Origin of the sequence: Wolbachia endosymbiont (group A) of Clivina fossor (assembly GCF_964026865.1) — a bacterium.
Taxonomy (GTDB): Bacteria; Pseudomonadota; Alphaproteobacteria; order Rickettsiales; family Anaplasmataceae; genus Wolbachia.
In genome coordinates, this window is record NZ_OZ034707.1 from 988,578 (window position 1) to 1,013,624 (window position 25,047).

The 25,047-nt window shown below is 35.6% G+C and carries 18 protein-coding genes; 15 read left to right on the top strand and 3 right to left on the bottom strand.

The annotated features are described in order from the left end of the window. The first annotated feature begins 1 nt into the window (after position 1). From acnA to uvrC, 12 genes are all read left to right on the top strand, one after another. Positions 2 to 2,578: an aconitate hydratase AcnA gene (gene acnA, locus AAGD99_RS05045; RefSeq protein WP_341822768.1), complete on the top strand. Its 2,577-nt coding sequence runs from the start codon at positions 2 to 4 to the stop codon at positions 2,576 to 2,578. 118 nt (positions 2,579 to 2,696) lie between these two features. Beyond that, positions 2,697 to 5,837 carry a bifunctional proline dehydrogenase/L-glutamate gamma-semialdehyde dehydrogenase PutA gene (gene putA / locus AAGD99_RS05050; RefSeq protein WP_341822769.1) on the top strand — a complete coding sequence of 1,047 codons (3,141 nt, stop codon included), beginning with the start codon at positions 2,697 to 2,699 and terminating at the stop codon, positions 5,835 to 5,837. A 183-nt stretch (positions 5,838 to 6,020) separates the two neighbouring features. Further along, positions 6,021 to 6,671, top strand: coding sequence for a protocatechuate 3,4-dioxygenase (locus AAGD99_RS05055; protein WP_264735873.1), 651 nt, complete (start codon positions 6,021 to 6,023; stop codon positions 6,669 to 6,671). A 96-nt stretch (positions 6,672 to 6,767) separates the two neighbouring features. Further along, positions 6,768 to 8,270: a leucyl aminopeptidase gene (locus AAGD99_RS05060; protein WP_264735874.1), complete on the top strand. Its 1,503-nt coding sequence runs from the start codon at positions 6,768 to 6,770 to the stop codon at positions 8,268 to 8,270. Positions 8,271 to 8,515: 245 nt separating this feature from the next. Beyond that, positions 8,516 to 8,728 carry a hypothetical protein gene (locus tag AAGD99_RS05065; RefSeq protein WP_006015760.1) on the top strand — a complete coding sequence of 71 codons (213 nt, stop codon included), beginning with the start codon at positions 8,516 to 8,518 and terminating at the stop codon, positions 8,726 to 8,728. Positions 8,729 to 8,733: 5 nt separating this feature from the next. Further along, the gene (gene nuoG / locus AAGD99_RS05070; RefSeq protein WP_341822770.1) at positions 8,734 to 10,782 is read left to right on the top strand and encodes an NADH-quinone oxidoreductase subunit NuoG; all 2,049 of its coding nucleotides are present in this window, start codon (positions 8,734 to 8,736) and stop codon (positions 10,780 to 10,782) included. Beyond that, the gene (nuoH, locus tag AAGD99_RS05075; protein WP_264687804.1) at positions 10,766 to 11,791 is read left to right on the top strand and encodes an NADH-quinone oxidoreductase subunit NuoH; all 1,026 of its coding nucleotides are present in this window, start codon (positions 10,766 to 10,768) and stop codon (positions 11,789 to 11,791) included. Before nuoG ends, nuoH begins: the two co-directional genes overlap by 17 nt. After that, a complete protein-coding gene (gene hemB / locus AAGD99_RS05080; RefSeq protein WP_341822771.1) occupies positions 11,784 to 12,788 on the top strand; it encodes a porphobilinogen synthase in 1,005 nt (334 codons plus the stop codon). Before nuoH ends, hemB begins: the two co-directional genes overlap by 8 nt. A 137-nt stretch (positions 12,789 to 12,925) precedes the next feature. Continuing rightward, positions 12,926 to 13,684, top strand: coding sequence for a phosphatidylglycerophosphatase (locus AAGD99_RS05085; protein WP_341822773.1), 759 nt, complete (start codon positions 12,926 to 12,928; stop codon positions 13,682 to 13,684). Between the two features lie 44 nt (positions 13,685 to 13,728). Continuing rightward, the gene (locus AAGD99_RS05090; protein WP_253307313.1) at positions 13,729 to 14,568 is read left to right on the top strand and encodes a glycine--tRNA ligase subunit alpha; all 840 of its coding nucleotides are present in this window, start codon (positions 13,729 to 13,731) and stop codon (positions 14,566 to 14,568) included. 3 nt (positions 14,569 to 14,571) lie between these two features. Next, positions 14,572 to 16,665: a glycine--tRNA ligase subunit beta gene (gene glyS, locus AAGD99_RS05095; protein WP_319803098.1), complete on the top strand. Its 2,094-nt coding sequence runs from the start codon at positions 14,572 to 14,574 to the stop codon at positions 16,663 to 16,665. A 7-nt stretch (positions 16,666 to 16,672) separates the two neighbouring features. Beyond that, on the top strand, positions 16,673 to 18,493 hold the full coding sequence (gene uvrC / locus AAGD99_RS05100) for an excinuclease ABC subunit UvrC (protein ID WP_341822775.1): 1,821 nt from the start codon (positions 16,673 to 16,675) through the stop codon (positions 18,491 to 18,493). A 50-nt stretch (positions 18,494 to 18,543) separates the two neighbouring features. Here uvrC and AAGD99_RS05105 read toward each other — a convergent pair whose 3' ends face one another. The 3 genes from AAGD99_RS05105 to AAGD99_RS05115 form a co-directional block, all read right to left on the bottom strand. Then, positions 18,544 to 19,149, bottom strand: a complete 606-nt coding sequence (locus tag AAGD99_RS05105; protein WP_253307316.1) for a CvpA family protein — start codon at positions 19,147 to 19,149, stop codon at positions 18,544 to 18,546. Between the two features lie 57 nt (positions 19,150 to 19,206). Beyond that, positions 19,207 to 19,803 (bottom strand): riboflavin synthase, encoded by a 597-nt coding sequence (locus tag AAGD99_RS05110; RefSeq protein ID WP_341822776.1) that lies wholly within the window; start codon positions 19,801 to 19,803, stop codon positions 19,207 to 19,209. A 240-nt stretch (positions 19,804 to 20,043) separates the two neighbouring features. Continuing rightward, complete coding sequence (locus AAGD99_RS05115) at positions 20,044 to 21,831, bottom strand: hypothetical protein (RefSeq protein ID WP_341822777.1); 1,788 nt, start codon at positions 21,829 to 21,831, stop codon at positions 20,044 to 20,046. 145 nt (positions 21,832 to 21,976) lie between these two features. Between AAGD99_RS05115 and pheS the strand changes: the two genes are divergently transcribed. From pheS to AAGD99_RS05130, 3 genes are all read left to right on the top strand, one after another. After that, positions 21,977 to 23,020 carry a phenylalanine--tRNA ligase subunit alpha gene (gene pheS, locus AAGD99_RS05120; protein ID WP_264735885.1) on the top strand — a complete coding sequence of 348 codons (1,044 nt, stop codon included), beginning with the start codon at positions 21,977 to 21,979 and terminating at the stop codon, positions 23,018 to 23,020. Beyond that, positions 23,021 to 24,313, top strand: a complete 1,293-nt coding sequence (gene glmU, locus AAGD99_RS05125) for a bifunctional UDP-N-acetylglucosamine diphosphorylase/glucosamine-1-phosphate N-acetyltransferase GlmU (RefSeq protein ID WP_253307320.1) — start codon at positions 23,021 to 23,023, stop codon at positions 24,311 to 24,313. Between the two features lie 71 nt (positions 24,314 to 24,384). Beyond that, positions 24,385 to 24,849, top strand: a complete 465-nt coding sequence (locus AAGD99_RS05130) for a hypothetical protein (protein WP_341822778.1) — start codon at positions 24,385 to 24,387, stop codon at positions 24,847 to 24,849. Positions 24,850 to 25,047: the final 198 nt, after the last annotated feature.

Below are 25,047 nucleotides of genomic sequence, written 5' to 3' on the forward strand. Positions count from 1 at the left end.
GATGAATAATTCTTTAAACGCAAAAACGACTTTAAACATTGACGGGAAGTCATACAACTATTTTAGCCTAAATAGTGCTAGTGAATTTTTAGGAATAGATGTAACTAAATTGCCCTGCTCACTTAAGGTTCTGCTTGAAAATTTATTGCGCAATGAAGATGGAGTAAACGTAAAGCTGGATGATATAAAAATACTAGCAAGTTGCGTTAATAAACACGCTAATCATGAAATTAGCTACAAGCCAGCAAGGGTGTTGATGCAAGATTTTACAGGGGTTCCTGCTGTCGTCGATTTAGCTTCTATGCGGAGTTATGTCAAGAAAAATGGAGGCGATCCAAGCAGCATAAATCCGTCTGTGCCCGTTGATCTTGTGATCGACCATTCTGTTCAAGTAGATAGTTATGGAAGTGTTTCCGCATTCAGTAAGAATGTTGAGCTAGAAGTAAAAAGAAATTTGGAGAGATATCAATTCTTAAAGTGGGGAGAATCATCCTTCACAAATTTTAGAGTAGTACCGCCAGGTACTGGAATTTGCCACCAAGTGAATCTTGAGTATTTAGCGCAAGTTGTATGTAATAAGGATGGGGTTTTGTATCCTGATACTTTGGTTGGTACGGATAGCCATACTACGATGGTTAACGGGTTATCAGTCCTTGGTTGGGGTGTTGGAGGCATAGAAGCTGAGTCTGTGATGCTTGGTCAACCAATTAGTATGGTAATTCCAGAAGTAGTTGGATTTAAATTAATTGGCAGACTGCCGGAAGGAGTAACTGCGACTGATTTAGTGCTGACGGTTACCAATATCCTAAGAACAAAGGGTGTTGTTGGTAAGTTTGTAGAATTTTATGGTGATGGTTTAGATTATTTATCTTTGGCAGATAGGGCAACTATAGCAAACATGGCCCCAGAGTATGGCGCAACTTGTGGATTTTTTCCAATTGATCAGAAAACGCTAGATTATTTAAGCTTAACCGGAAGGCCAGAAAAGCTAGTTGAGGCTTATGCGAAAGAGCAAGGATTGTGGCGTGGCAATAATGAGTTAGCATTTTTTGACACACTAGAGCTTGATTTATCAAGCGTGAAGCCAGTAATGGCTGGTCCCAAAAGACCACAAGATAAGGTTTTTCTTTCACAAGTGGCAGAGTCTTTTTCTAAATCATTTTCAGTTAACGAATCAAAGGAAAGTGATAAGCTTCAAGATGGAAGTGTAGTTATTGCAGCAATAACAAGCTGCACTAACACCTCAAATCCAAGTGTAATGATTGCTGCAGGTCTTGTAGCTCGTAATGCAATTAAACTTGGATTAAAATCAAAGCCTTGGGTTAAAACTTCTCTTGCTCCAGGGTCACAAGTTGTAACAGAATATTTAGAAAAGTCTGGATTGCAGGTAGATCTAAATGCTTTGGGTTTTAATCTAGTTGGATATGGTTGCACAACTTGCATTGGGAATTCTGGTCCACTTAATAAAGATATAGAAGATGGCATTAAAAACAAAAATTTAACTGTTGCTGCAGTTTTATCTGGTAATCGTAACTTTGAAGGAAGAATTCATCCGTTAGTCAAAGCTAATTACTTGGCATCTCCTCCACTTGTTGTTGCATATGCACTTGCTGGTACTGTGCAAACTGATTTGACAAAAGATTCAATATGCAAAGATAAGAATGGAAATGATGTCTATCTCAAAGATATATGGCCAACAAACAATGAAATCGAAGATTGTGTTAAAAATGTGGTAACACGTGAGATGTTTATACAAAAGTATAAGGATGTTTTTTCTGGTGATGAACATTGGCGAAAGATAAAGTGTGAAAAAAGTGAAATCTATAATTGGGATGCAAACAGCACTTACATACAAAATCCGCCTTATTTTGATAATTTATCACCTAAAAATAATAAAATCGATATAAAAGGTGCACAAATATTGGCAATGTTTGGCGATAGCATAACCACTGATCACATTTCCCCTGCTGGAAATATTGCCTCAAGTAGTCCTGCAGGTATATATTTAAAAAATCTTGGAATTGAGCCACAGGACTTTAATTCGTATGGGTCTCGTCGTGGTAACCACAATGTAATGATGCGTGGGACTTTTGCTAACATTAGAATAAAAAATGAAATGGTAAGCATCGAAGGCGGCTATACAAAATATATTCCTTCTCAAGAAACTATGTCGATTTTTGATGCAGCAATGCGCTACAAGGAAACTCTCATCATTGTGGCAGGAAAGGAGTATGGCACAGGTTCAAGTAGGGATTGGGCAGCAAAGGGTACTTTATTGTTGGGGATTAAAGTTGTAATTGCAGAAAGCTTTGAGCGTATACATAGGTCCAACTTGGTCGGCATGGGTGTTCTTCCACTTATATTCCAAAATGGAATAACCAGAAAGATATTTGATGGTAGTGAGGTAATAAGCATAAAAGGTGAAATAGTGCCAGGTGGAAATCTAGAATGTATCATCAAAAGAAAGGATAATTCAAAGCAATCAATTCAACTCAAATGCTGTGTACAAACCGCAACTGAGATTAAATACTTAATGCATGGCGGAGTGTTAAGCTACATACTTGCACAATCCTTTTAAAGTTATTGCATGGACTTCTTTTAGCCAGCCCTGATCCCTTTATAAATAACAATTTGCTCTGTGCAAAGTTGTGATATAATTTTACCTTACATATAGTAAAAGTGTTTTATAGATAATTATGATTACCTCTATACAAGAACCTAACGAATTGAGAAAACGTTTACAAGGATTTTATCGTGCTGATGAGAAAAGTTATGTACGCCGCCTTATAGAAAAAACAGAGCTTTCGGCTGATTCAAAAAATAGAATTTATAATATAGCAAAACAAGTTATTGAAAAGATTAAAGGCAACAAATTAGATGTCATAGATTCTTTCATGCAGCAATACTCGCTTCCCAACGACGAAGGAATAGCGCTTATGTGTCTTGCTGAGTCACTACTTAGGATACCAGATGATTATACAATAGATGAGCTAATCAAAGATAAAATTGCCAATCAAGAATGGAGTAAATATTTAGGACATTCTTCTTCATTGTTCGTCAATGCTTCCACGTGGAGTTTAATGATAGGAAGTAGTATATTGAGAGATAATGAAGGCGATTCGAAGTTCTATTACGCAATTTCTAAATTACTTAAAAATTTAGGAGAGCCGATTATTCGCAAAGCAGTAAAACAAGCAATGTCTATGCTTGGTAAGCATTTTGTTATTGGAGAGACTATAGAGAAAGCACTGGAAAATGTAAAACCAAATGATAATAGCAAATTCTTATGCTCTTTTGATATGCTTGGCGAAGCTGCTCACACAGCTGAAGATGCAGAAGAGTATTTTGATTCATACATGCACTCAATAAAAGCTATAGGTGAATCCACTGAAATAAATGATTGTTTTAAATCGCATGGAATTTCAATCAAACTTTCTGCTTTACACCCACGTTATGAATTCAGCCAATTCGATAATATAGCTGAAGAGTTGAGAGCTAAACTGCTAGAGCTTTGTCATGAAGCAAAAAAGTACAATATTTCATTATGCATAGATGCAGAAGAATCAGAAAGACTTGAGATGTCATTAGTTTTATTCGAGCAATTGCGTCTTGATGACTCACTTTCTGAGTGGGAAGGGCTCGGCTTGGCTGTACAAGCATATCAAAAACGTGCTTTGTCTGTTCTTGACTTCGTGGAGGATGTTGCTATTCGGTCAAACCATAAAATTATGGTTAGGCTTGTAAAAGGTGCATATTGGGATTCAGAGATCAAGCGTACGCAAGAATTGGGATTAAATGATTACTCAGTATTTACAAGAAAAAGCTATACTGACGTATCTTACCTCGCGTGCGCACAGAAACTTTTGAGTAAACCAAACAGCTTTTACCCATGCTTTGGAACTCATAACGCCTATACTTTTGCTTCTATCATGGAACTTGCTGATAAAAACCACCCTGGATTTGAATTTCAACGCTTACATGGAATGGCAAAAGACTTATATGATTATGCAATGTCAGAACTTGCAACAAGCATCAGTTGCCGTATATATGCACCAGTTGGTAAACGTAGTGATTTATTACCATACCTTGTTAGACGTCTTCTTGAAAATGGAGCTAATAGTTCGTTTATCAATCAAATAAATGATTCTAACGTTAAAATTGAAGAGTTAGTTTTAGATCCGTCAGAAAAAGCTAAAAGCTTGGAGTATGAACCTCATCCAAATATTCCATTGCCACAAGATATTTTGAAAGAAGAAAGAAAAAATTCCTTAGGAATGGATATTAGTGATTCAATTATAGTTTCGCAACTTGCAAATGATATAAAAAAATTTAGTGAAAAGAAATGGCAAGTTGGACCAATAATTGACGGACAGTCACTTTTTGATGATGCCAAGTTTACTGAAGTGGTGAATCCTGCACATTTGGAGCATGTAATAGGAGAAGTGTCGAACGCAACAAGCGATCAAGCTTTAAACGCTCTTGAAATAGCACATAGTACTTTTACTGAATGGCAGAATGTTTCAGCAGTAGAGCGCGCTAAATACCTCGAAAAAGCTGCAGATTTGCTTGAAGAAAGGATGAAAGAGTTGATTTACATTCTGATCGTAGAAGCAGGAAAAATTTTATCTGATGCAATAGCGGAAGTAAGAGAGGCAGTGGATTTCTTACGTTACTACGCAACGATAGCAAAAAATGAACTGAACGACTGGAAAAAATTGCCAGGTCCAACGGGTGAAGATAACTTCATCTTTTTTGAAGGCAGAGGAGTTTTCCTGTGTATATCACCATGGAATTTTCCACTTGCTATCTTCATTGGGCAGGTTTCAGCTGCACTTGCAGCAGGTAATGCGGTGCTGGCAAAACCGGCAGAGCAAACGCCGATTATTGCCTACGAAGCTGTTAAGATACTACATGAAGCTGGGATACCAAAAAATGTGTTACACCTCATTCCTGGGGATGGTGGATATTTAGGCAAAATATTAGTTCCAGACAATAGAATTGCTGGAGTAGCTTTTACTGGCTCAACACAAACTGCTCAAATAATTAATAAAATGCTTGCGGATAGGGATGGTCCTATTGTACCGCTTATTGCTGAAACAGGAGGGCTCAATGCTATGATTGTTGATAGCTCCGCTCTCTTAGAGCAAGTGACTACAGATGTTGTACTTTCTGCGTTTCGCAGTGCCGGCCAACGCTGTTCTGCACTTAGAGTGCTGTTTATTCAAGAGGACATAGCAGAGAAGCAGATAAAAATGATATGTGGTGCAGCGCAAGAACTCAAGATTAGTGACCCAATACAACTTAGTACTGATATTGGTCCAATAATTGACAAAGCATCTATCGATATGCTAACTCAACATACGCAAAAAATGTCAGAGGACGAAGATTCAAATCTGTTATTTAAAGTACCCATGGATACAAATTCTCATAATGGTTATTTCTTTCCTCCATATATTTATGAGATACAAAAAATTTCGCAATTAAAGCAAGAAGTATTTGGTCCTATTTTGCATATCATACGTTTTAACAAGTCAAATTTGAATGAAGTTATAAATGATATAAACAATACAGGATATGGGCTCACGTTTTCTTTGCAGAGTCGGATACAAAGTCAAATTGACACTATAAGTAAAAAAATATCAGTTGGAAATGTCTACATCAACCGTAACCAGATAGGTGCAGCAGTTGGGATACAACCATTTGGTGGTAGAGGACTATCTGGCACTGGGCCAAAAGCTGGTGGTCCTCATTATTTACAGCGTTTTTCTACAGAAAAAGTTGTAAGTGTTAACACTACAGCATTCGGTGGTAACACTACACTTATGTGTTTGGATTAATTTGCGGGCCCTAATTTTTCTCCTATCTTACCCCTAAGCTAGACGTTCGTGCAGTTATGTACACAGCGCTAAGATCCGAAAAGGACCAGCTTATGCACTGAAATAAAGCGGCTCCAAAGGAAGTCTTATCTTTAAACAAAAGAAAAAAGCTGCTATAATCTGAATAAAAGCATTATAAATGAAATGAATGTGAAAAATATCTTATTAGCGCTTTTAGTACAAACGGTATTCAGTTTGCCGCTATTTGCAGCTGATCCTGTTTTGCTCAACTGCATTGAAACTCCAGAAATATATGACCTTGATGCAAGGCCAAAAAATTTTAGCTCTTCAAACAATTTAAGAAGGAAAGCTGGTTCTCCAAATAGTGCAATAGGAGAATTAATACACATAGTGGGTAGAATTACTGATATAAACTGTTTACCAATACAAAATGCTGTAGTTTCTATATGGCACGCGAATTCACGCGGCGTGAACCATTACGATGAGAATATAGAGGATAATCAACTCGATCCGAATTTTGCTGGATCAGGAAGGTTTGTAGTGAATAATCTTGGCTATTATAATTTTATTACGATAGCACCTGGTAAAATTGGTGAGAGAGCTCCACATATTAACTTTCTAGTTCAACATCCAGATTTTCCAGAATTCACAACGCAAATGTTTTTTGCTGACCATAATTGCGATAATTGTGCTGATCCTGTTCTTGGAGATTTTGTTAGTAATGGGCTTGCAAGCCTTCTCATAACACCATTTACTTACAGTGATCAGGTCATAAAAACCTATACGTTTAACATTACCTTGGGTGGATATAATAAGTTCTCTAATAAAAGATAAAAACCCTTGCATGTAAGGTAGTCCATAGTAAACTTGAATGTTATTGTACTTAGGATGTATATGAAAAATATCTTACTGATGTTTTTGCTATGTTTTATGTACAGTTTACAATTATTTGCAACGGAGATGCCAGCAATGAAAATAACAATTTCTAAAATTTCGCCCGATTTTAAAACAATAGTAATGGGTTTATTTGAGGACAACGAAACCGTAAATGATGGCGGAGTTTTGCAAGGAAAACAGATCATAGATAATATAAAGCAATTTAGCGATTTTAATGGAAGCTTTGGTGAATTTTCTTCTACCATTTTACCAGAAGGAAAAAACGTTGTAGTTGTTGGACTTGGTAAGAAGGATGAATGGAATGAAAATAAAGAATTAAATATTGGTGGTAAAATATATTGTGAGCTAAGCAGATTAAAAATTAAGAAAGCAGCGATTTTAATCGAAGGTAGTGCAGCAAATGTTGCATATGGTGCGTTTCTGCGTAGTTTTAAGTTTGATAAGTATAAAACTAAAAAGGATGAGAAAATTACAGAGGTAGAGGAAATTACCGTATTAGTAAAAGATGAGCAATTAAGTAATGCTGAAAGATCATTTGAGCACTCAAGGCAAGAAGGTGAGAGTATATTCCTTGCGCGCTCTTTTATAACAGAGCCTCCTAACATTCTATATCCAGAATCCTATGCTGATCATATAAAAAAAGAGCTTACTAAGCTTGGCCTTGAAATCGAAGTGCTTGATAAAAAGCAGATGGAAGAGAAAAAAATGGGAGCCTTGCTTGGAGTCGCACAAGGAAGTAGTAAAGAACCAAAATTAGTAGTGATAAAATGGAATGGGGCTTCTAAAGAACAAAAGCCAATAGCTTTTGTTGGTAAAGGTATAACGTTTGACACTGGTGGAGTATCACTCAAACCTTCACGTGGTATGGAGTCGATGAAATATGACATGGCAGGCTCTGCTGCTGTAGTTGGGGTGATGCATGCTTTAGCAGGACGAAAAGCAAAAGTAAATGCAATCGGCGTGGTTGCACTTGCAGAGAATGCAGTGGGTGGTAATGCTCAAAGGCCGAGTGATGTAGTAACTTCAATGTCTGGACAGACGATAGAAGTGTTGAACACCGATGCAGAAGGAAGGCTCATACTTGCAGATGCTTTATGGTATACGCAAGACAGATTCTCACCAAAATTTATGATTGATCTTGCAACTTTAACTGGTGCTATAGTGGTTGCACTTGGAAATAACGAATATGCTGGTCTTTTTTCAAATAATGATGAATTAGCAAACCGTCTGATTGATGCAGGAAATGAAGTAAGTGAGAAGTTATGGCGTTTTCCTATGAATGAAACTTATGACAAAATTATTGATTCACCGATTGCTGATGTTCAAAACATCGCTCCTGCAGGCTCTGGTGGAGATAGCATAATGGCTGCACAGTTTTTACAGCGTTTTGTGAATGAAACTTGCTGGGCACATTTAGATATCGCAGGCACTGCTTGGTACGAAAAAGGTACTGACATTTGTCCAAGAGGAGCAGTAGGTTTTGGTGTAAGGTTACTTAATAAGTTGGTTAAAAAGTACTACGAAGCCAATGATTAAAGGTCTTTATACTGGATTTATGGCTTGACTCACAGCTACATGAACGTTTATTTTCGAGGCGCAGCAAATGAAAGTAGCTGATGCATATTTCTTTTTTTCTGGTCAAGCACTGGAATGATATCAAGGAGTAACTTTTTATTTAAACAATGATTATAATAAGAGATCTATTGAAATTTTAAAGTTATTAAATATTGACGCTATATACTTAAGTGTTAAAATAGAATGAAAAGTTTTTAGGAGTTTATATGGCAGTAGGTGGGAAAGCAAAGACAGCTAGTAAAAATAACCCTACTCAGCGTAAGAAGGCCGAGCAAAAAATGTATAAAGATAAACCGGTAAAACCTGTTAGATATATAGATCGTGACTCGCGCATGAATTATATGTCTGCTCAATATGACAACGGCAATCTGGTTGAAGATGAGGTAAGCGGCAATCCTATAAAGTGGGAAGCTGTATAATAGTTGTGGTTAAAGTTACTATTAATTCTAAGGAATGTGAAGTAGAGCATGGGCTCACTATAATTCAAGCTTGTGAAGTCGTGGGCGTTGAAATTCCACGTTTTTGCTATCATGAGCGTTTAGCAATTGCTGGTAACTGCAGAATGTGTTTGGTTGAAGTTGAGGGTGGGCCTCCAAAACCAGTAGCCTCTTGTGCAATGCCAGTTGCAGAAGGGATGGTTATTCACACTGATACCCCTAAGGTTAAAAAAGCACGTGAAGGTGTGCTTGAGTTTTTGCTAATTAACCACCCGCTTGATTGCCCAATTTGCGATCAAGGTGGTGAATGCGATTTGCAAGATATCACGATGGCTTATGGGAAAGGAACCAGCAGACTTGATGAGCATAAGAGGGCTGTGCCAAAAAAACACTTCGGACCACTGATTGAGACTGCGATGAATCGATGCATTCATTGCACTCGGTGTGTTAGATTTTTGTCTGATGTTGCAGGTACAAATGAACTTGGAGGAATCGGAAGGGGAGAAAATGTAGAGATTAGCACTTACATAAAAAGGCATATTAGTTCTGAATTATCTGGAAATATCATAGATCTCTGCCCGGTAGGGGCTTTAACTTCAAAGCCTTACTCCTTTACAGCGCGTCCATGGGAGCTATCACATTGTGAGACTATAGATGTGCTAGATGCTGTGGGAAGTAGCATTAGAGTTGATTATCGTGGCCTGGAAGTTATGCGAATATTACCAAGACTGAGCGAAGAGGTAAATGAAGAATGGATATCAGATAAAACCCGCTTTGCCTATGATGGACTAAAAGTTCAGCGTCTTGATCAACCTTATGTAAAAAAAGATGGTAAATTAGCCCCAGTTGATTGGAATGAAGCATTAACTATTGCTGCAAAGAAATTAAAGAATACAAAATCAAATAAAATAGCTGCAATTGCAGGTGATTTAGCAGATTGTGAGTCTATGCTTCTACTCAAAGAAGTGATGCAGAAGCTCGGCTCGGGGAATATAGACTGCAGGCAAGATGGTGCAAAGCTTATACCAAGTAATCGCGGATCTTATGTGTTCAATACCACTATCCAGGGTATAGAGAATGCAGATTTGTGTCTGCTTATAAATACAAATCCAAGGATAGAAGCACCGATCATTAATGTAAGATTGAGAAAGAGATATTTACAGGGCAACTTTCCTATTGCAAGTGTTGGTCCTAACATTGAATATTTGTATCATGTTGAGAAATTGGGCGATAATCCTGATGTTTTGAGTAAAATAGCAAATGGAAATCATAAGTTCTGTGAGCTGCTGGTAGCCGCCCAAAACCCTATGCTGATCATTGGTCAAGATGCATTAATAAGAGATGATTCTGAATCAATTCTAATTCTAGCTGGCAAAATTGCAGAAAAATTTAACATGATCAGAGATGATTGGAATGGCTTTAATGTGCTGCATAAAGCTGCAGCAAGAGTCGGTGGTCTGGACGTTGAGTTTGTTCCTGAAAAAGGTGGAAAAGACACTAATCAGATACTGGAAAATGCAGAAAGTGGTGACATAGAAGTGGTTTATCTTCTTGGTGCAGATGAAATTGATACATCAAAATTAGAAAATACATTTGTAATTTATCAAGGTCATCACGGTGATAAGGGTGCACATGTGGCAGATGTTATCTTGCCTGGTGCTGCATATACAGAAAAATATGCAACTTATGTAAACACTGAAGGTCGAGTGCAAAGAACAAATTTAGCTGTATTCCCACCTGGTGAAGCAAAGGAGGATTGGTTAATTATTAAAAATCTTTCACAATATTTAGACCTTTCTTTACCGTATGATAGTTTATTTGATGTGAGAAAAAAATTAGATACTATCGGTCCACAGTTTAGAAATGCCGATCAAGTGGTAAAAAACACATGGGTGCCAATTAGCAATGATGGGATAAGCTTAAGTAATACACCTTTCACTTTAAAGGAGTGTAATTTTTATATGACGGATTCAATAAGTCGCGCTTCAAAAATAATGGCAGATTGTACTAAAGCTTTTTATGAACACGCTAGTTAATATTTTATTTATTTTAGTACCGCTACTACTTTCAGTTGCGTACTTGGTATACTTTGAGCGTAAGGTTATTGGTGCAATTCAACTGAGACACGGCCCAAGTGTAGTTGGACCTTTTGGGCTATTGCAGCCATTTGCAGATGCTATTAAGCTACTGATTAAAGAGCCGATAATACCATTTAGAGCGAGCACCATACTGTTCATTATGGCTCCAATGCTTACCTTTATCTTGGCATTAATTGCCTGGGCAGTTATACCGTTTGGTGCTGAAGTAATTGTAGAAAATGGCCAGCAAGTAGTGATTCCTAAGGTTATAGCAAATATTAATGTTGGAGTGCTTTATGTGCTAGCTATATCGTCGCTGGGAGTATACGGCGTAATTATTGCAGGCTGGTCAAGCAATTCTAATTATGCATTTCTTGGCGCTATACGGTCGGCTGCTCAGATGATTTCATATGAAGTTTCAATAGGCTTAATAGTTGCTACAGTTGTTGTTACAACTGGTACGTTGAACCTTGGAGAGATGGTGGTAGCGAAACACAACATGCCATTTTGGGTTGATTTGCTACTAATGCCTATAGGAATAATATTTTTTATTTCTTTGCTTGCAGAAACTAATCGTCACCCATTTGATTTACCAGAAGCTGAAGCAGAGCTTGTCTCTGGATATAACGTTGAATATTCATCCATGCCTTTTGCCCTCTTTTTTCTTGGAGAATATGCAAATATGATTCTAGCAAGTGCTATGATGACGATATTCTTTCTAGGAGGATGGTATCCGCCGCTGGAGTTCAGTTTACTTTACAAAATTCCAGGTTTGATTTGGTTCGTTTTGAAGATAGTTATACTTTTGTTCGTATTTATTTGGATTAGAGCAACAATACCTCGCTATCGATATGATCAGCTAATGCGTCTTGGTTGGAAAGTGTTTCTGCCAATATCGGTGCTTTGGGTGGTACTCATTTCAGGAGTGTTGCTCTTTACTGGGAATTTACCTGGGTCCAATGTTTAATTTTCCAAATACAAGATTAAGGCGCAGGCGCTCGAGCAAATGGGTTCGCAATTTAACAAGTGAAAATAGTCTATCAGTAAATGATCTGGTTCTTCCTCTGTTTGTTCACGACAGAAAAGAAACAACTGAACCAATTTCTGGCTTACCAGGCGTAAAGTGTTATTCAATAGATGGATTAGTGTCTATAGTTAAGGAAGCTAAAGATTTAGGAATTAATGCTGTTGCAATTTTTCCTGTAGTTGATAGTAAACTAAAATCTGAAAACGCTGAGGGAGCATATAATTCTGACAACTTAATCTGCAAAGCAATCCGTGCTGTAAAATTAAAGGTACCTGAAATTGGTATTATTGCAGACGTTGCACTGGATCCATACACTATTCATGGCCATGACGGCATTTTAAAAGATAATCAGATGGATGTAGAAAACGATGAAACTATATCAGTACTGTGTAAGCAAGCACTTGCTTTAGCGAAGGCAGGATGTGATATAGTTGCTCCTTCTGATATGATGGATGGTAGAATAGGAAGAATCAGAAAATCATTAGATGATAATAACTTTCAAGACGTATTAATATTATCTTATGCGGTGAAATATTGCTCTAGCTTCTATGCTCTATTCAGGCAAGTCGTTGGTTCATGTGGGCTATCACATTCTATAGACAAAAGTGGTTATCAAATGGATTATAAAAATGCGCACGAAGCAATGTGCGAAATTGAAATGGATATAAATGAAGGTGCAGATTTTATTATGATTAAACCAGGTATGCCATATTTGGATATTATCAAAACAGCAAGTGATAAGTTTAATTTTCCGATTTTTGCTTACCAAGTAAGCGGTGAGTACGCAATGATAAAAGCTGCTGCAAATAATGGCTGGCTAGATTATGACAAGGTGATTTATGAATCTTTGATTGGTTTCAAACGTGCGGGTGCAAGTGCAATATTCACTTACGCTGCACTTGATATTGCAAAAAATTTAAGTGCACAAGCCCTATAAAATTACTAAATTTTTGGCGCATGTTCTTCTACTGTTGCTGTATATTACCTAAAATTTTCCAATACATGTTTTAAGTTATTGATAAGTCCGTTACAATACAGTATTATAAATAATATAAACCAAGTGTTACTTAGAGCATGGGGATTTTTTTTAAATTTTTGGGAAAGATGCTAGGTAAGGTTTTTCCTGCCAAAACAGTAAGCTCTTTTTTGGGAATAGGATATTTACCAGGTTGGCAGAACTATTGGTCTTCTTTTTTAATATTATTTATTGTCGATGTTATATTGATTTTTACATATGGAGGCGAATATTTACTATATAAAATGCCAAATTCAGGAATAGTTGTAGCTGCTGTTTTTACAAAATTGGCAATAGTTATGTTAGTAATACAATTAATTGGAATATTTATTTTTCATGCTCAGGACCCTTCAGCAAACAGTGGTGAAGAAATAGTAATACAAATAGCGTCAGGGCAAGTATTGACTGTAGCACTTTCAATGCCAGCAATAATGTCAATTTATTATACTGTAAGTAAACTCTATGGGAGTATATGTAAGCAGATGTTTCAATGCCCATTTTGGTTTAATGATTTTATGCACTTTTTCTTTTTTCTTATGATACCTTACGTATTTTTTAATGTCGTAGAAGTGATAAAACCATGGCCAATAAGTTCAATACAACTCAGCTATAATAATGCAATTTCAATTACATTTGAGGGGATTTTTCACACATTTTATGCGGTGATTTTACTGTATTTAACAGCATTTATATTCTGCGATTTAACTATGCATGATGCAATTGTCCTAAATAAAAGCATAATTCAGTATGTGAGGGAAAGTTCAGCAGTTTTAGGTGATTATTTACATAGTGCTGCAAAAAAAATAAATATTGAATAGTACTTATTTATTTATATATTTAGTATAAAAAGTGTGCAATTTGTGTGAATTTACAAAGTATAATAAAAGAGTTGCAAGATTTTTGGGCTGGTGAAGGGTGCGTTATACTTCACCCATACACATCTGAAGTTGGTGCTGGTACATTACATCCTGCAACAATTATGTCTGCAATTGATACAAAACCGACAAAAATTGCATATCTACAACCAGTAATTAGGCCAGCAGATGGACGCTATAGTGATAATCCTAATCGCTTGTATCAACATCACCAATATCAAGTTATAATAAAGCCATCTGGTAATAATTTACAAAACGTCTATTTAGATAGTTTAAAAGCTCTTGGCATATCTACAGAAAAATATGATATTAAGTTTGTTGAAGATGATTGGGAAAACCCAAGTGTTGGTGCATCAGGACTTGGATGGGAAGTTACATGCAATGGAATGGAAGTAACACAGCTTACTTATATACAGCAAGTTGGAGGGATTGACTGCAAGATGATTCCTGGTGAGGTGGCATATGGGTTGGAACGTTTAGCAATGTGCATACAAGGTGTAGATAATGTTTACGATATAACTTGGAACGATAACGGTGTAACTTACGGAGATATTTTTAAACAAAGAGAATATGAATTTTCTTATCTAGCGTTAGATTATTATGATACTAAAGTGGTACAGCAGCAATTTGAAGATACGGAAAAATTATGTAAGTTCCTTATTGAAAAGGAGCTACCAATTGCAGCTTATGACCAATGTATTAAAACTAGTCACCTACTTAATCTGCTTGATGCAAGAGGTGTGCTTGGTGTCAATGAACGTACAGCGCATATTGGTAGAGTTAGAGAGCTGACAAAAAAATGTTGCGAATTGTACATGAGTAAATAGCGTATGTCGTTGCAGTTGTTATTTGAGTGCCTTTCAGAAGAAATACCATCGAGAATGCAGAATGTAGCTGCAACTCAAGTTAAGAGCTGTATTGCCAATGTTTTTAACAAAAATAATGTAAAATTTACATCAATGGAGGTTTTTGTAACGGCACGTCGCATTACCCTATTTGTTGACAACATAAATGCTTTGGAGCTAAAGGATTCCAATAACGAAGTTAAGGGACCAAACATTAACGCACCAAAAAGTGCTATCGAAGGTTTTTTAAGAAAATATCAGAAAAATGAAGAAGATTTGCTCGTTCGAAAAGTAAATAATGAGGATTTTTACTTCATTAAAAGAGAAAGCTGCTCATTTAACATCAGAGAATTCCTCAAAAATCAACTGGAGGAAATGCTCAAAAACTTTTCTTGGTTGAAGAGCATGAGATGGGGCGAAGGAAAAGAAAGGTGGGTTAGGCCAATTAAAAACATTTTATGCATTTTAAATGACGAAATAATACCTGTGTCTTTTGCAGGGATCACAGCATCTAACACAACATATGGCCATCGATTTCTCTCAAGTGATGCGACGTTAACTATTAAAGCACCTAAAGACTATTTTGAATTGCTAGAAAAAAACAGCGTAATTCTCCAGATGGACAAAAGAAAGCAATTTATACTAGATCAGATTAATAAATTCACAAAAGAGCAGAATTTACAACTTGAGAAAAATGATTATTTACTAAATGAATTGACAGGGCTTATAGAGTGGCCAATCGTACTGTTTGGTGAAGTGAATCAAGAAAAGTCATTTGGATTACCGAAGGAAGTAATTCTTAGTATAATTAATACGCAGCAAAAATATCTTGCTTTAAGTAATGGAAAGAGAATTTCACACTTTGTCACTGTTGTCAACGTCAACAATGGTGAAGTTGTTAAAGGACACGAAAGAATATTAGAAGCACGTCTTGCTGATGCACAATTTTTGATATCTCAGGACAAAAAGGAAGATCTGGATCATTATGTCAAAAAATTGGGTTCGATATTATTTCATGCTTTTCTTGGCAGCGTGGGGGAAAAGGTGAAGCGTATTACGTCTCTGTCAAAGTATATAGCTATATTTATTCCACATGCTTCGCTGATAAAAGTTGAACGTGCTGCATATTTGGCAAAAGCTGATTTGGCAACATCGATAGTAAGAGAGTTTCCAGAATTACAAGGAGTAATGGGTGGGTATTATGCTTCTTATTTTCAAGAAGATAGAGAAATAGTGGAAGCTATAACTGAACACTATAAGCCAATCGGGCCAGAGCAGGAGTGTCCTAAATCCCCTTCAGCAATTGCTGTATCAATTGCAGACAAAGTGGATAGCTTAGTTGGTTTAATTGCAGCAGGTGAGAAAATCTCTGGTTCGTATGATCAGTTTGGTTTGCGGAGAATGACAATTAGTATAATTAGAACAATACTTGAAAATAATTTGCATATTCCAATTAGGCTATTGATAGATAAGTCAGTATCTTTATATTCAAGGCTTCTATTTAATGAAAATACAACGTCAGTTGATAAGCCAAATAGAAAACAAATTTCAGAACTAGTATTTAGATTCTGCTTAGAAAGATTCAAGGTTATTTTAAAAAATAGAGATATAAGGCAAGATGTCGTAGATTCAATACTATATAAAATCGATATTAATGATCTGCTGACAGCAGAAAAGCAAACTGTTATATTGGATCGTTATCTTAGTACGCCAGAAGGTGAACAGATTCTAAGCACTTACAAAAGAGTCAGTAACATGATGAGCAAAGTAAGGAAAAGTGATGGCACTACTTATAGTGCATCTTACGGTAAGAGATTTTTGATTGAAAATGAAGAAATTGCGCTATCAAATTGTGCTATAACTGCTTGTAAAAACATAAAACAAGCGATAAAAAATAACCACTTTAATGCAGCGCTTGATGAACTTGCTGGTTTTGCTCCGTTTATCAATCAGTTTATGGACAGTGTAAAGATTAACTGTGATTCTGATAAGCTGAGAAGAAACAGATTATCTTTGCTTGAAAATGTAGTTTCCGTCTTTCATTTAGTAGCAGATTTTAACCTCATACAAGTCAAGTAATGGATAAATGTTCAAGCAATATAAAGAACAGATAAAATTATCTCCGCAGTCTTGTGGTGTGTATAAGATGATTGGAGATAAGGATAAAGTTTTATACATTGGTAAAGCAAAAAACTTGAAATCGAGATTATCTGACTACCTTCAATTCGAAAACCTTTCTGAACGAATTAGAGTTATGCTCTCACAGGTTGTTAAGGTTGAAATATTCATCACTGAGAATGAAATCGAAGCACTGCTTCTTGAAGCACAGTTAATAAAATCATTGAAACCACTTTATAATATTGTGCTCAAGGATGGAAAATTTTATCCTTATATAACAATTTCCAAGCACGATTATCCAAGAATAGCAAAATATAGAGGCAAATTTAAGAAGAATGAGTTTCATTATTATGGTCCCTTTACATCTGCCGCTGCTGTTAAGCAAACTATATTGTCATTGCAAAAAGCTTTTCTCCTAAGAGTATGTTCAGATCAATACTTTTCCTCAACAAAAAGACCATGTATTGAATATCAAATTAAGCGCTGCTCAGCACCATGCATAAACAAAATCACAAAAGACGACTACTGCCAATCAGTAAAACAGGCACGAAATACATTGCTTGGAAGAAATAAGGAAGTGAAAGAACAGTTACTTTTCACAATGAGAAAGTGCAGCAGTGAAGAAAACTATGAGCTTGCTGCTATATATAGAGATCGGGTAAAGTTTCTTGAGCAAATTCAAATACAGCACACGGATTTTTCTTTTGAAAAAGATGCAGATTTCTTCAGTATTGTACGTGAAGAGGATCTAGCATGTATTAGTGTGTTATCGTTCAGAAATAAAGACAACTACGGCAGCACTCCTTACTTTGCCGAGAACTGTGGTGATCACTCAAATGATGAAATTTTATCCACCTTTTTGGTCAATTTTTATAATTCAGCTAACATATCTCCAATACAAATTTACGTTCCAGATTCTATTGTGGATAAGGAAATTATAGAACAAGCACTATATAAGGTTGCTCAAAAGCCAGTAAAAGTTCTGCATGCAAAGAATAAAAAAGAGCGTGATTTATTGAAATTTGTTTATGATAACTCTCAGCATAGCTTAGAGCAGAAGCTTATCGATTATAGAAATAACCTAGAAAAGCTTGAGGAGCTTAGCAAAATCTTCTTGTTACCAAACATTCCAAAGCGTATTGAGGTTTATGACAATAGCCATATATTTGGAAATCAACAAATTGGTGTAATGGTTGTTGCAGGGCAGGAGGGTTTTTTAAAAAGTGAGTACAGAAAATTTACTATAAAGGAAAAATTTTCAGGCGATGACTATAAAATGATGAGGGAAGTGCTAACCAGACGTTTCTCCGGCAATATAAAAGGCATAATACCTGATTTTTTACTGATTGATGGTGGACCAGGACATGTTTCCATAGTACAGAATGTACTGGAAGTATTGAATATAAACGTTCCTTTTGCTTGTATGGCAAAAGGTCCTGATCGTAACGCAGGAAATGAAACATTTTATATGCTGGGCAGGGAAGAATTCAGTCTGGCAAATGACAGCAAAGTCATGCTTTACTTACAATTGCTGCGTAATGAAGCCCACCGTTTTGCGATAACTTCACATAGAAAAAAACGCGATAAACAGTTTATAGTTTCACAATTAAGCAAAATACCCGGCATTGGCAACAAAAGGAAAAAGGCGTTGATGTCTTATTTTGGTTCAGTGAAAAATATAAGCAAAGCTTCTCTGGCTGAAATTCAAAACGTACATGGAATTAGTAAAGGTTTAGCAGAAGTCATTCTTAAATACGTGAATTATAAGAGAGGAGTGCTCTTAACCTGACACATATGGCTTTTTGAATACTCCTAATGAACATATTTATAAATAAATATTTACTCTTCTTTTTTATTGTTTTTGGGTTTTTCTTGATCAACCATTTCTCCACCGATCTCTTTTATTTTTAGTATCAACGACTCTGGTACATACATGTCAATTACTTCTTCTGCTGTCACAAATAAAGCCTGATAAGAGTGTGAATTTATTATCCAATTAGGCAATATGTCTTCTGCTTTTATTTCAGAATGTTCCTCTTTTTTGCCATATTCTTTTTTGTCATATACTGTGTAGCAATATAAGTGCACAGCAAAAAATAATACATAAGAGAGCAATATTCCTTTAAGCACTCCGAGAAAGATTCCAGTAACTCTATCGATAAACCCCAACCTTATGGGTGATAATATGTACATTAGCCAGTTGTTTATTATCATGAATATAAGATTAAGTATAATAAATACAGAGATTGTAGAAAGTATGTTTAGTATAACTTTAGAATCAAAATATTTACTATAATTTGGAGTGAAAAAATCATAGTGATTAGCTGTCAGAAAAATTGATAAAAATAGAAACATCAATGCGCATAGCTCTTTTATAAAACCTCTAGTTACCGAGATTATTACGCATAGAACAACAATGAAGATAATTAGGCTATCGAAAAGCATATTTTATATCTATATGGTTTTCAAGATATAATAGTTGTAAATAACAAGGTTGTAAAATTAATTGTATTTATGCTGCATCAATTGATCTAAATACCTAGCGATAATGTCAATTTCTAAATTCAGATAATCATTTATTTTGTTGTACTGAAAAGTTGTATTTTCCCATGTATAGGGAATTATATTTACTATAAATTCCTGATTAATAACTGAATTCACTGTGAGGGAAACCCCGTCTAGTGTAACGGAGCCTTTTTTTGCAACAAATTTAATTAATTCTTGTGGGCACGATAGTTTGATTTCATGAGAATCTAAATTTCGCTCAATTGTTAAAATTTTTACTATCCCATCAACATGACCCTGAACCAAGTGGCCATCGATTCTGTCGCTTAGCCGCATTGCTTGTTCTAGGTTTATTTTTTTTCCTATTCTCCACGTATTTAAGTTAGCAACCTTCATAGTTTCTTGAGACACTTGAACTGTGAATACATCGTTCAGTATGTTCACAACAGTTAAACATATACCAGAGCAAGCTATTGAATCTCCTTTGTTTATAGAGGGTAAATTTTGTGTTTTGATATGGAAAATTTGATCAAAGTTGGAGTGAGTGGTAGTATCAGTTATAGTCCCGATATCCGTGATAATTCCTTTAAACATATGGTGAAAATAAATAATTTTACCATGAAAAATTTTTTACAACAACTTACTTCTATTTTGTTATAGCTAAAGTAATTCTGGTTTACCGACGATTTAAAAAACGACAAATTCGTCATTCCGCTGCTTGTTAGTGGGATCTATGTGAGATACCGTGACGGTATGACGTAGGACTGCTGTCATCCCGCTGCTTGTTAGCGGGATCTATCCGCGGCGGTATGACGTAGGAAAACTGAGCCTGCACTAGCTATAGGCGCGAGAAAGGGGATCGTTTTCACTTACTTGCTTAACAGATTCTATAGAATATTCAGAATATATAAAGTAAGCTAAACTCAAAACACATAATGTAATCAATGTCGGTAACCCTATGTTCAATGCTAACCCAATATTTTCTCTTTTTTCTGGTGGCACTAATCCTTTTAACATTGACACTTTTCCTAATGGAAAATGCCATAAGCAAAGTGTTGATGCAGATGCTACTATTATAAATAGACAAAAATAAGCCTTTTTTGAGGAAAATACAGTTTTTAACGGTGATTTGAGTGTAATGTTAGTAGGTGGTAGAGTTTTAGCTTCATTTGTTGCTGGTGAAGGATCTTTAGATTTATTTATTGGTAAAGGGTTTGTAGATTTATGAGGAGTATTTTCATGTTGCGTAGGAGGTTGTTGTATATAAACACCTGAAACTAATTTGAGCAATTGCTCTTTTTTTTTATATACTTGCTTATGTAAATACTCTTTTGGAAAAGAAGACTTGCCAGATGGTTGTGGTATTTCTAGTATTTCTAATACTTCTGATATCTCACCTGACTCCAATATTTCATGTAATTGTTTATCTTGAAAATAAACAATATTGAATATTGAGTTAAAAACATTGCGAAATGTTTCTGGATCTTGATTTTTGTATCCATTCATCACTTCAATAAATATTTCATCGAGTTTTTTTCCCCTGCGCTCAATCTGGTTATCTAACATAGCTACTCTAGCATCATTTTGTGCTTGTTTTATGGCTAATTGTTTTTCTTTCTCTGATAGTTCTTTGGTCTGCTTTTTTGACTTCTTTTTTCTGTTAGCCTTAAAATACTCTGTGTGCGAAGTAGTTTGACCTACATTCTGTTCTGCTCCTTGAGGTATTGGATTTCCTATACTACTTGTCATCCAAGTAGCTGACACTGGGGTCCATTTTTCTTTTTTTTTCTGGATTCCAGCGTCAAGCGCTGGAATGACACCAAATGGTATATTGTTGCTCTGTATAGAAGGTTTTGGTGTTCTTAAAAGGGATAACCTTATTACATCATTAAAAAAATTGGATAAGGGAAGGAAGATTCTATATTTTGGTATATTAGCTTTTATTGCAGCAGTAACCACTGGAGCTTTACAATTTACTTTGCTTGCTACGTTAAAGCCAAACGAGCCTGTAAATGGTACAATTTGTCTATTTTGTGCGTTTTTTTGCTTAGTTTCACTCTGTTCTTGTCTGTCTTTATTTTCTGCTTCTTTTACTTGTAGTGTAACTTGACTCTGTTCCTCATTTTCAGTTTTTTCTGCATGTTTTAGCTTTTCATTTAAAAATGACCCTATTTGGTGCAAATTATCTAAGTTAATGTCTTTAACATTTGTTTGTAGTATGATTGTTATTCCTTGCAGAAGGATTTGAGGCGGAGCATTATTTACGAATTCTTCTACAGTTTTATCACTATTAGTTTTACAGTAGTTATTATATAATTCACTGCTTTCTTTTGGTACTTTTATGTTGACTGTAAAATTTTTTTCCCGAGAAAGGCAGATTTTAAAAAAATCAATTAAAGATTTTATTTGAAATGGTCTTGTATTAAAGGTGTCTTTACCTGTTGCTGTTAGCTCAAATGAAAATTCTTGTATATTACTTTCAATACTTCTCGAGCGAATGGTACTGATCTTAATTATTTTGCTAGAAAATGCTTTACTTATGTTTTTGGATCTTTCCTTAAAGAACTTAGGTAAATCCTCTATTTTGTACTTATTATCAGTTTCAGTGTCACTGTTGTGCATGGTTGATACAGCAAATTCATCAACACAAAGGTAAATAAAAAAAACTAATTGGTCAATAAATTAATAATCAAAATGGGACAGTTTTTAGATTGTTGATGCTATTCAAGATTTTACTATAATTAAAGTTTAAGCCAGCGTTTCTAAGATGAATAAAGAGTTACTGAATGAAATACCTTCACTTGAAGATAAAGCGGTCTCTGAAATTGAGAATGCTTCTTCTTTACAAGATTTAGAAAAAGTCAGGCTATCATATTTGGGAAAAAAGGGTGTAATTAAAGCTTATTTTGACAACTTAAAAGAGATAGAAGACGCAGGAAAAAAGCGCAATTTAGGCGAAGTTATCAACGTTTTACGTAATAAGCTAGATCAGCTTATAATGAATAAGGAAAATGCACTAAAAGCCGAAGAAGTTAACTTTAAATTGCAGAACGAGGCGGTTGATATCACGTTGCCCGTTAGACCAGAAAAAATGGGCAAGGTCCATCCACTCAGTAAGGTTCTAAATGAAGTAAAGCTTATTTTTGCACATATGGGTTTTAAAGCAGTTGATGGCCCTGACATTGAAGATGAATTTCATGTATTTGATGCACTGAATACTCCAAGTCACCACCCTGCGCGGGAGGAGCAAGATACCTTCTACTTAAAGAATAAAATAAACGACAAAAGAATGGTGCTGCGCACTCATACCTCATCTGTGGAGATCAGAACTATGGAAAAAGCGAAAACTTTTCCGATTAAAATCGTATCTCCTGGTAGAGTATACAGAAACGACTTTGATGCAACTCACACCCCTATGTTCCATCAAATAGAGGGGTTATATGTCAATGAGAATGTCAATATGGGCCAGTTAAAATTTACTATTCATCACTTCCTTAATAAGTTTTTTGGAGATAAAGGGCTGAAGATACGTTTTCGTAATAGTTTTTTCCCTTTTACCGAGCCTTCTGCAGAAGTGGACATAAGTTATAAAGGTAGTAAATGGATAGAAGTACTGGGATGCGGTATGACGCATCCAAATGTATTTCAAAATGTTGGAATAGATCACACTAAATACAGCGGTTTTGCGTTTGGCATTGGTATAGAAAGGCTTGCAATGCTAAAATATCAAATTAGCGACTTAAGGAGCTTTTATGACAACAAAATCAGCTGGCTTGATCATTACGGTTTTCATTTTTCATCTTTAAGATAAGTGATAAGTAAAACTCATACGTTCGTTATACTTGCTGCAGGGCATGGCAGGCGGATGAATTCAGATTTGCCTAAGGTCCTACACAAAATAGGCAGTTTTTCCATGCTCCAGCATGTCATTTACAATGCAAAACAGTTAAATCCTGAAAATATTGCTGTTGTAGTTGATCTGCCTTTAATTGAAAGACTAAAGTGCTTTAAGGATATACAGTTAATTACACAAGAATTAACACTTGGCACGGGAGATGCAGTCAAAACTGCGATGAGAAACCTGAAAGAATTGCCAGATTCGAGCATAATTATTGTGCAGTATGGAGATACCCCACTCATAAAAAGCAGCACAATAACTAAAATGGTTAGTTGCTTAGAAGGCAAGGCTCTAGTTTGCCTAGGTTTTAGGACAAGCAATAAAGAATACGGTAGGTTAATTATTGAGAATGGTTCCTTAAGAGAAATCGTAGAAGCAAAGAGTGATAAAAATAATCATGAAGAGTTTCTTGCAAATGCTGGAATAATGGTTGCATGTGCAAAGAATTTACGTGAATTGGTGGAGAAAATAGAGTGCAATAGCTCAACTCATGAATATTATTTGACCGATATAGTTTCCATTGCAGTGAAGAGTAATTTAAATGTCGGTTACGTTATTACCGGTGGAGAAGAGGCAACGGGAATAAATAACAGAAATGACCTTATAAAAGCTGAATTTTACTTTCAAGAAAACAAAAGAAAATTTTTTACCAACTCTGGAGTAACGCTTGTTGCTCCAGAGACTGTTTTCTTTTCTCTTGATACGCAAATTGCCAGAGATTCAGTTATTTACCCATATGTTTTTTTCGGTACTGGAGTGAAAATAGAGTCTGGTGCGAAAATACTGCCATTTTCGCATTTAAAAAACTGCTTAATTAAAAGTAATGCTGAGGTCGGTCCATTTACCAGAATACGCGGAAACACAACAATTGGTAATAAGGCAAAAATAGGAAATTTTGTGGAAGTGAAAACAAGTGAAGTTGGTCAAAACACTAGAATAAAACACTTAAGTTATATAGGAAATGCTAAAGTAGGGCAGAGGAGTAATATAGGAGCAGGTACTATTGTTTGTAATTATGATGGGAAAAAGAAACATAAAACGAACATAGGAAGCAATTGCTTTATTGGTGCCAATAGCTCACTCATTGCACCGCTTAATGTTCATGATGACTCTGTAATTGCGGCAGGTAGTGTTATAGTGGAAGATGTACCAGAAAAAAGCCTTGCAATAGCAAGAGAAAAGCAGGTGATTAAGAGAATAAAGTAATTCGCTGTAATTATATTATTTTTAATGCTTATATTTGTATACATGCGTATATCAATATTTGGAGGGTAAAAATGAAAAAATTACTTACCTTAGTAGCTATATTGCCTGCTGTTTCTTTGTCAGTACCATGTTTTGGAGTTGATTGGGTTAGAGATAGGATCTATACTTCTTCGTCATACAGTTCTGGCAATTTTAGTCATAGTATCGGTTATCACTACACAAACAGCGTAAAAATTTCAGTTGAGCCTATGATTTCAGTTGCAAATATTTTTAAATATAGACTGCAAGGAGGAATTTTAGCAAATTTACGTTATCATTACGAGTTTACAAACACGGATATCACTCCGTATGTCAATGTTGGTATAGGCGCTGCTATCGATTTGAGTAAGTTAGAATTTGGTTTCTCATATAAAATAAGCTCTGGTCTGGACCTTCCGCTTTCTTCAAGGACAAGTGCTTTTGCTGGTTATAGTCTATTGAAAGCATTTGAAGATTATAATCATGGATTTGAGCTTGGAATAAATTATAACTTATAAAACCCCAGCTGAATAGCAACAGGTTGTACTTTTTTCAAATTGAAGCTGAATTTTTGCTAGATAATTAATAAGCCATATTATGGAGTTTTAATTAGAGACCTACCGCAAAAGCAAAGTGAGGGAGATTAAAAATGATCAAGTTTTGCTTCTGTTCAAAACAAGATTTTTTGAGAATTAATTATTGTCTGAGAAAAAGCA